Source organism: Chromobacterium vaccinii (assembly GCF_000971335.1).
GTDB classification, from domain to species: Bacteria; Pseudomonadota; Gammaproteobacteria; order Burkholderiales; family Chromobacteriaceae; genus Chromobacterium; species Chromobacterium vaccinii.
Genome location: NZ_JZJL01000089.1, coordinates 1 through 8615, shown reverse-complemented (window position 1 = coordinate 8615; position 8615 = coordinate 1). Strand labels below are relative to the sequence as shown.

Here is an 8615-nt window from a genome sequence, read left to right as displayed (position 1 = left end):
TTTGCGATTTGGGATGTAAGCTGGCTTGTGTTCCCCACGCACGTGGGGATGAACCGACCGAAAATCTACCTGCTGGATCAGATCCGCGTGTTCCCCACGCACGTGGGGATGAACCGTTGATGGCCGCGTTCGATGCTCAGCGCATGTCGTGTTCCCCACGCACGTGGGGATGAACCGGACACCCGTCATCGCATCCATCGCCATGGCCCGTGTTCCCCACGCACGTGGGGATGAACCGCCTGTTGCTGGATCTGCTGGCTGAAGCCGCTGGTGTTCCCCACGCACGTGGGGATGAACCGCATTAGCCAAATCATTACGTTGAATATTTTGAGTGTTCCCCACGCACGTGGGGATGAACCGTCAACGCTGACCAGCAGGATTTCAATCAGCAGGTGTTCCCCACGCACGTGGGGATGAACCGTCACCTAGCAGGAGCCAACATGGCCGCTGAAAGTGTTCCCCACGCACGTGGGGATGAACCGGCTCATTTGCGCACCTACAAGGTAGATAATCTGTGTTCCCCACGCACGTGGGGATGAACCGGTGAGGTAGTTATGGCGACGAAGCGCCGGAAGGTGTTCCCCACGCAGGTGGGGATGAACCGAATCGAGATATCGCGCTCCAGATGGTGCGCGAGTGTTCCCCACGCACGTGGGGATGAACCGGATTCCCACAGCGTTTGTGTGAAAACAGCCGCGTGTTCCCCACGCACGTGGGGATGAACCGCCAACCACGATATCTGGCTACGGTATTACCATGTGTTCCCCACGCAAGTGGGGATGAACCGCGCACCGACGACAGCTTGCTGGATATGCTGGGGTGTTCCCCACGCACGTGGGGATGAACCGGTGGTGAGCAATGCTGTCAGCGCGGCCGGCACGTGTTCCCCACGCACGTGGGGATGAACCGTTGTTCCGCGAGACCTACCACGAGATTCCAGAGTGTTCCCCACGCACGCGGAGACGATTTTGCGATTAGCAGTTGGCGCATAGGGGAGCGTGGCCCATATCTGCTTCTGTCTGCCAGCCCCAAGCCCGAAAACAAAAAAGCGCCCCGTGGGGCGCTTTTCTCGGCACAACAATCCAGAAGGCTTAGGCGCGCTTCTTGAATTCGTTGGTGCGGGTGTCGATTTCGATCTTTTCGCCGGTGTTGACGAAGGCCGGAACCTGAACTTCGAAAGTGGTGCCAACCAGGCGGGCCGGCTTCAGCACTTTGCCCGAGGTGTCGCCGCGCACGGCCGGTTCGGTGTATTCCACTTCGCGGACTACGGTGGTCGGCAGTTCTACGGAGATGGCCTTGCCGTCGTAGAAGGTTACCTGGCAGATGTCTTCCATGCCGTCGACGATGAAGTTCAGGGTGTCGCCCAGGTTGTCGGCTTCCACTTCGTACTGGTTGAACTCGGTGTCCATGAACACGTACATCGGGTCGGCGAAGTAGGAGTAGGTGCAATCCTTGCGATCCAGCACCACCACGTCGAACTTGTCGTCCGCGCGGTATACGGCTTCGCTGCCGGCGCCGGTCAGCAGGTTCTTCATCTTCATCTTGACGACGGAGGCATTGCGGCCGGATTTGCTGAATTCAGCCTTTTGCACGACCATCGGATCGCTGCCGACCATGAATACGTTGCCAGCGCGCAGTTCTTGTGCGGTTTTCATGCTTGTCTAATCCCAAACTCTTGAAATGAAGCCGGGAAAGATTCCCGACAAAACGCGGTATTCTAGCTGATCTCGGCCACAAAGTGCAGCAGTCTGGCGACAAGATCCCCATCCTCCAATAGATGCTGTTGCCAGTTTGTCGCATGTTTGCGCCAGTCCGGCAGCCAGGTCGCGGCCTCGCGCCAGGCTGCGGCGATGTCGCCATCGCGGTTCCAGGCCAGGTTCAGCGCATGCAGCGCGGCGGCCATTTCGGCCGGCAGGCCGGCGCAGTACTGGCCGAGGAAGGCTTCCAGCTTGGCGAGGTGGGCATCGTCCTCCTGCGGGTAGATGTGCCACAACATCGGCCGCGCCGCCCATTGCGAGCGCACCAGGCTGTCCTCGCCGCGCACGCAGTTGAGGTCGCAACCCCACAGCAGGCGGTCGTAATCGTCCTGATCGCTCAGCGGCAGCACGTGCAGGTCCAGATTGCCCAGGCGGGCGTGGTCGCCGGCTTGCAGCGCGCGGCCGAACAGGCCGGCGACATCGGGCAGCACCTTGCCTTCCGGCACCAGGCAGCGCACCGGCAGCGGGCCGTCGGCCCAGGCTTGCAGCAGCCGCGCGGCGGCCGGGTTGTGGTAGGCGAACAGGCTGACGCGCAGCTCGCCGGCCGCGCGCGGCGGCAGGCCGCGGCGCAGCCAATAGTCGTTTTGCGCGGCCTCGTCCGCTTGCCAGGCTGTTCGCGCGTCTATCAGACCGTCCTCGCAGATCAGCCCGCCGCTGGCGGCGTCGAAGCCGGGGAAGAAGAAATGCTTGGTCAGCGGCAGCCTGGGGTGGGGAGAGGGCAGCTTGTGATGGCTGAGGGTCCAGTCCTCGGCCGACAGGTATTCCAGATTGATCCACGCCGGCTTGACCGCCCGGGCAGCCATCGCGTTCTCGAAGCTGTCCGGCAGGCGGCAGCCGAAAGCCTCGATCACCGCGTCGGCGGGAGCGATGCCGGCGCAGAAGGCGGCTTCAGTCCAATGGCGGATGTCGATGCCGGCCAGCGTTTGCTGCGGCAGCGCCGGGTCCAGCCCCGGGGCGATGCGGGCGAAGCTGGCCAGATCGTCCACCCACAGCCGCACTGCGTGGCCGTGGTCGCGCGCCAGCCGGCGCGCCAGGCGCCAGGCGACGCCGATGTCGCCGTAGTTGTCGATGACGGTACAGAAGATATCCCAGCTGCGAGGTGGCATGAGGCGAAACGGATGAATGGACAAACGCCGGCAGCTTAGCACGGAAGCCCGGCGGTTGCTCTCGGCCTGGCGCAGGGCGGGTGGGGCGGCCTTATAATCCTATCCATGCCGCGTCTTCTCGCCCTGTTCCTGATCGCTTTCTGCCTGCCTGCCCGCGCCGATGTCGCCGCGCTGCAGGCCTCTCTGCGCGCCGCGCGCCCGCAGGCGGAGACGGCGGTGGCTGCCTTGCAGCAGCTGGACGCCGCGCTGCTGCGGCCGGATTCGCTGTATCCGGCGCTGGGCCAGCTTCCTTTGGCTGAATTGCAGGCGCTGTACCGTCACGGCGGCCAGTGCCGCGCGCCGTGGCCGGCGCTGCCGGCCGACCTGCAGCGCTTCGAGCGGGCGCTGTGCGATGGCGAGGCGCCGCCGTCGGCCTGGTTCGCCGCCCATCCCATTCATCCGCTGGGCGGCAGCTATGCCTGGCACTATCTGCAGCGCCATCCCGATTCCGCGTCCGCCTTGCAGCCCTATCTGCATGTGCGCGAACGGCCGGAGGCCTTCGCCGGCATCGGCAAGCTCGGCGACGATAGCCTGGCCGCGCTGCTGTCCGGCGAGCGCTGGTTGCTGGACGGCGGCGATTTATGGTGGCGAGACGGCGCGTCCTGGCGCCGCTACGGCGCCGCACAATGGCGGCCGCTGGCGGAGGCGGCGGACTTGGCCTTGAGTCCGCTGGCAGACGGCGACGCCTGTCCGCAGCCATTGGGCCGGATCTGCGCGCGGCCGTTGCCGCCGTCGCCATGGTGGTGGCGGGCGTTGGCCGGGTTCTCGCTGCTGGCGGCGGCCGGCGTGCTGGCTTACGGCTGGCTGCAGCGCCGCCGGCTGGAGCGGGAGCGGCGCTTTGTGCTGCAGATGCTCACCCACGAATTGCGCACCCCCATCGCCGGCCTGGGCAATGTGGTGGAGGACTTCCGCTCCGGCTTTGATCAATTGCCGCCCGGCGCGCAGCAAGGCTTCGGCCGGCTGGCCGACGGCGTGCTCAAGCTGCGCCAGCTGGCCGATGCCAGCCGGCATTACCTGGCGGCGGACGGCCGGCTGGAAGCGCCGCAGCCGCTGCCCTTGTCTGAGTGGCTGGACAGCGTCGCGGAACGCCACGGAGCGACTTATTGTCTGGATCAGGATAGAAATCTGAATCTGCCCGTCTATTGGCTGGGCCTGTGCCTGGACAATCTGCTGCGCAATGCCCGCCAGCATGGCCAGCCGCCGGTTCGCATCCAAGCGGGTTGGGAAAGAGGCCGGCTGCGGCTGGCGGTGAGCGACGGCGGCGCGCTGCCGCGCTACCGGCTGTCCTTGCTGCGGCGCGAGTTGAGCGCCAGCGCCGGCATGGGGCTGGGCCTGGCCATCGTGCGGCGGGTGATGAAAAGGCTGGGCGGCCGGCTGGCATTGGAAGGGCCGCCGACGACATTCACGCTGGAGTTGCCGTGTGACGATATTGCTGATTGAAGACGACGCCGAATTGGGCGCGGGCCTGCGCCAGTTCCTGCGACAGCAGGGCTACGACTGCCTGTGGCTGCGCGACGGCGGCGAGGTGGCCGCCCACTGGCGGCAGGCCGAACTGGCGATCCTGGACCGCCAGCTGCCGGATGGCGACTCGCTGCGCCTGCTGCCGCAGTGGCTGGCGCTGAAGGCGTTGCCGGTGATCGTGCTCACCGCCCGAGTGGAGCTGGACGACCGGGTAGCCGGGCTGGAAGCCGGCGCGCGCGATTATCTGACCAAGCCCTTCGCCCATGTCGAGTTGCTGGCCCGCGTGCGCGCCCAACTGCGGCCGCTGGGCGAGGGGCTGCTGGCTTGCGGCGATCTCAAGCTGTTCCCAGCCCGGCAGGCGGCCGCTTGGCGCGGCGGCGAGGTAGCGCTCACCCGCACCGAATTCGACTTGCTGGCGATGCTGGCGCGGATGCCGGGCCGGGTGTTCACTCGCGACGAATTATTGAACCAGGTGTGGGGCTACCAACATTTCCCGTCCACCCGCACCGTGGACACTCACGTGCTGCAACTGCGGCAAAAGCTGCCAGACATCCCGATCGAAACCGTGCGCGGCGTCGGCTATCGCTTGTGCGAGGCTGGGGCGTGAGGCCGCCGGTTTGGCTGGTTCTGGCCTGGATGGCGCAGGCGGCCGCCGCGCCGCTGCTGCCCGCCACGCCGCTGGAGCCGGCCTACCACGCGCTGTTCTCCGGTGACCGCACCGGCGCCTGGCGCCAGTTGGACGCGTTGGGGGCAGCATTGGCCAGCGCCGCGCAGCGCCAGGCCTGGCTCGTGTTGCAGCGCGAGCTGGCGTCTAGCCAGTGCGGCCGCGACGCGCCGGCTGCGCCGCCCGCCTGGCTGGGCGACCTGGAGCTGGACCTGATCCAGCGCGACATCCCGCTCAGCCGCAGTTACAACGTCAGGCTGAACGGCGTCAGCCCGCGACGCGACCTGCGCTGGTCGCTGCGGCTGCCGGACGGCCGCGAGTTGCTGGCCGGCGCGAAGACGCGTTACGACGGCCGGCAGTTCGAGCTGGAAAGCGAGGATCAGGCGGCCGTGCTGCCGCCCGGCGTCTACCGGTTGACCGCGCAAAGCGGCGGCGAAACCTGGCGGCAGGACCTGTCGCTGCCTGGCATGGCCGCGCAAGACTGGCTGCGGCGCGAAGGCCGCAAGCTGGCGCCGCATCCGCCAGTCCTGCCATCCGCCTGCCCGCGGCCTTGGCTGGAGCAGGCGCAGCTGTCGCAGCCGGATTTCGAATTGCGCTGGTGGCAGCGGCGCGAGCTGGGCCAGACGCTGCGCTGGCCAGCCAACCCTGGCGGCAAGAGGCTGTGGGCCAGCGTGTCGCTGCTGCGCGCCGAGTTCCGCGGCCCCATCGCCATCCGCCAGATCCACCGCGTGGCCGCGCCGCTGGGCCAGTTCTGACATTATCCTGACAATCGTCTAACCCTTTTGCGTTGCAATGCGGTCTATTCAAATGACTGATTTGCGGGAGAGGGAATGACGCGTCTGATCAAAATGCTGCCGTTGGCTGCGGCGCTGGGCCTGCCGTTGCCGGTTTGGGCCGGGCTGGTGTTGCAGAACCCGGAATGGAAAGTGGAGCTGGAGCCGGCCACGCTGGCGCTGAAGGTGACAGCGGCAGGCGAGCCGGCGCGGCCGGTGTCCGATGGCGTGCCGGCGCGCAAGGTGTCCGCGCTGCGCCAGGATGATCAGTCAGTCGACTGGCAATGGGACGATGGCCGTTACCGTTGGCAGGCCAGGCTGCAGGGCAGGGATCTGACGCTGACCCTGAACGCCAAAGCGCCGGGCAGGGTGGAACTGCTGCGCCAGCCGGCATCGGCGATGGGCAAGGGCCTGCTGCTCCCCTTGGCCGAGGGCAGCTACATCCCGGCCGGCAGCAAGCAGTGGCGCGATTTCCTGCCTGGTTTCGCCGGCGACGGCCTGGATACCACGGAAAACCTCAGCCTGCCGTTATGGGGCATGGACCATGGCCGCCGCAGCCTGCACTGGCTGCTGCTGGAGCCATTCAACAACCGGTTGGCCGTCCGCGCCGAAGGCCAGGGCTTTGCCTTGGGCCTGAGCCATGAATTCAACCCGCTCAATCAGCAGCGGCCGATGACGCTGCTGCTGCGGCTGGCCGACGACAATCTGTTGGCCGGCGCGCAGCGCTACCGGCAGTGGCTGATCAATGAAGGCCGTTATCAAACGCTGGCCGACAAGATCAAGGCGCAGCCGGACACCGTCAAGCTGATCGGCGCCAGCCATGTCTACCTGTGGGGCAATAATCTGCTGGATGCGTCCGACGTGCGCGACTGGCCGGCCTTCCTCACGCTGCTGCGCGGGCCGGACCCGCTGGCCGCCAGGCTGCGCGGCCGCTTCGACGCCGAGGCCGGCAAGGTTTTGCGCCAGGCCGGCCTCAAGCCAGACCACTACCAGCAACGCGCGCTGATGGAGGCCGTCAACCAGGCGCTGACCGCCGAAGCCCGCGCCGGCTGGCTGGGCAAGAAGCCGGACTGGGAGCGGATGGCCGCGCCTTATCTGCGGCTGCGCGCGCTGGCAGAGCGGCTGTTCGGCCCCGCATTGCAGCCGGACGCGTCGCGCTGGGGCGGCGGCTTGTCGCGCAAGACCATAACGGCTTTGCAGGAGGCCGGGCTCAAACGGCTGTGGCTGGGCGCGGACAATTGGGAAGGCGGCCTGTGGCAGCCGCAGGCGGTGAAAGCCGGCGTGGACGCGGGCTATCTGGTGACGGCTTACGACTCCTATGAAACCGCGCTGAAGCCAGGCTACCGCGAAGACTGGCTCACCGCTCAGCAGGGCGAGGCCGTCTATCGCGAATGCGGCGTCACGCTGGCCAACGGCAAGAAGAAATCCGGCTTTCGGCAGTCCGGCTACTACACCAACCCGGACTGCGTGCGCGACACCCTGCAACAGCGCACCCGCGCCCTGCATGCCGCCGCCGGCTTCAACAGCTGGTTCCTGGATGCCTACGCCACCGGGATGGTGTTCGACGATTACACGCCCGGCCGCCAGACCGGCAAGGCGGAGATGGCCGCCGGCTATGAAAAATCGATGCAATGGGTGGCGGATGCCTATCAGTTGCCGGTGGGGTCGGAAATGGGCAATGCCGCCACCAGCCGCGGCATCGCCTTCGCCCACGGCATGCAGGTGCCGGTGATGGGCTGGGGCGACGCCGATTTGCAGAAGAACAAGCAGTCGCCATACTTCCTGGGCCGCTGGTATCCGTCCGACCAGCCGGAAACCTTCTTCAAGAAAGTGCCGCTGAAGCAGCCGTACCGCGACCTTTACTTCGGCGCGCCGTATCGCTTGCCGCTGTACCAGGCGGTGTTCCATGGTTCGGTGATCACCACCAACCACTGGCTGTACGACAATCTGAAATTCTCCAACGCCTACGCGGACAACCTGCTGGCGCAATGGCTGTACAACGTGCCGCCTTTGTTCCACCTGTCCGCCGCCAGCCTCAAGGCCCGTCTGCCGCAGCTGCAATGCGCCGACCGCGCCTTCCGTCCGCTGCACGAGCGGCTGGCCACTCAGGCGCTGACCGGTTTCGAGTGGCTCAATCCCGAGCATACGCTGCAGCAAACCCGCTTTGTCGACGGCAGCCGCCTCACCGCCAACTTCGCGGCGGAACCTGCCGTCTATGGCAAGCAAACCTTGCCGCCTCAAAGCTTGCTCGCCGAGCTGGCAGGCCAGCCGCCCAGGCTGCTGCGGGTGGCCGATTGCGCGGGCAAGTGAGTCGCTGGGATAATGCCGATGTCGTTTTGCTGGCCATGGCACGGTAGTCTTCCATGGCTGGCAGGCGGTATTGCCGGGTGATTCAGCTGATTATTTTTTGGGCGGGAAAATCGGTAGATTTTTAGAGTGAGTTTTTATCTTTAAAAATCAAAATGTTGAGATTGGTGTGTTCCCCACGTGTGTGGGGATGAACCGTCGGTAGCCAACATCAGGCTTGGTTCGAGTAGGTGTTCCCCACGTGTGTGGGGATGAACCGACCCACCCCGCCTGATGACCTGGCGCCGGCGCGTGTTCCCCACGTGTGTGGGGATGAACCGCTCGGCGGCGGTTTCGCTGGCGGCGGCGGCCTGTGTTCCCCACGTGTGTGGGGATGAACCGCCGCAGCCGTTATGATTCGCTGCGGGGATGCCGTGTTCCCCACGTGTGTGGGGATGAACCGGTCGTTGCCTCGATACGAAACGTCATAAGGTTGTGTTCCCCCACGTGTGTGGGGATGAACCGCGTG

Annotated in this window: 6 protein-coding genes and 2 CRISPR repeat arrays; of the genes, 4 read left to right on the top strand and 2 right to left on the bottom strand. The window is 66.0% G+C overall.

Going from position 1 to position 8615, the window contains the following annotated elements:
* Window positions 1-27: 27 nt before the first annotated feature.
* Window positions 28-909: a CRISPR direct-repeat array (repeat unit 29 nt; unit sequence GTGTTCCCCACGCACGTGGGGATGAACCG).
* Window positions 910-1091: 182 nt separating this feature from the next.
* Together efp and earP are read right to left on the bottom strand one after the other, a co-directional pair.
* On the bottom strand, window positions 1092-1655 hold the full coding sequence (gene efp / locus VL52_RS22310; protein WP_031296347.1) for an elongation factor P: 564 nt from the start codon (window positions 1653-1655) through the stop codon (window positions 1092-1094).
* A gap of 62 nt (window positions 1656-1717) precedes the next feature.
* On the bottom strand, window positions 1718-2863 hold the full coding sequence (gene earP / locus VL52_RS22305; protein WP_046159101.1) for an elongation factor P maturation arginine rhamnosyltransferase EarP: 1146 nt from the start codon (window positions 2861-2863) through the stop codon (window positions 1718-1720).
* A gap of 105 nt (window positions 2864-2968) precedes the next feature.
* Between earP and VL52_RS22300 the strand changes: the two genes are divergently transcribed.
* The 4 genes from VL52_RS22300 to VL52_RS22285 all read left to right on the top strand — a co-directional run bounded on the left by VL52_RS22300 (window position 2969) and on the right by VL52_RS22285 (window position 8110).
* Window positions 2969-4342: an ATP-binding protein gene (locus tag VL52_RS22300; RefSeq protein WP_052729479.1), complete on the top strand. Its 1374-nt coding sequence runs from the start codon at window positions 2969-2971 to the stop codon at window positions 4340-4342.
* Window positions 4323-4970, top strand: coding sequence for a response regulator transcription factor (locus VL52_RS22295; protein WP_046159100.1), 648 nt, complete (start codon window positions 4323-4325; stop codon window positions 4968-4970). Before VL52_RS22300 ends, VL52_RS22295 begins: the two co-directional genes overlap by 20 nt.
* Window positions 4967-5782, top strand: a complete 816-nt coding sequence (locus VL52_RS22290) for a DUF2861 family protein (RefSeq protein WP_144410375.1) — start codon at window positions 4967-4969, stop codon at window positions 5780-5782. The genes VL52_RS22295 and VL52_RS22290 overlap by 4 nt, the downstream gene beginning before the upstream one ends.
* Window positions 5783-5857: 75 nt before the next feature.
* On the top strand, window positions 5858-8110 hold the full coding sequence (locus VL52_RS22285; protein WP_046159099.1) for a glycoside hydrolase: 2253 nt from the start codon (window positions 5858-5860) through the stop codon (window positions 8108-8110).
* A 166-nt stretch (window positions 8111-8276) separates the two neighbouring features.
* A CRISPR array of direct repeats spans window positions 8277-8611; the repeat unit is 29 nt; unit sequence GTGTTCCCCACGTGTGTGGGGATGAACCG.
* Between the last annotated feature and the right edge of the window lie 4 nt (window positions 8612-8615).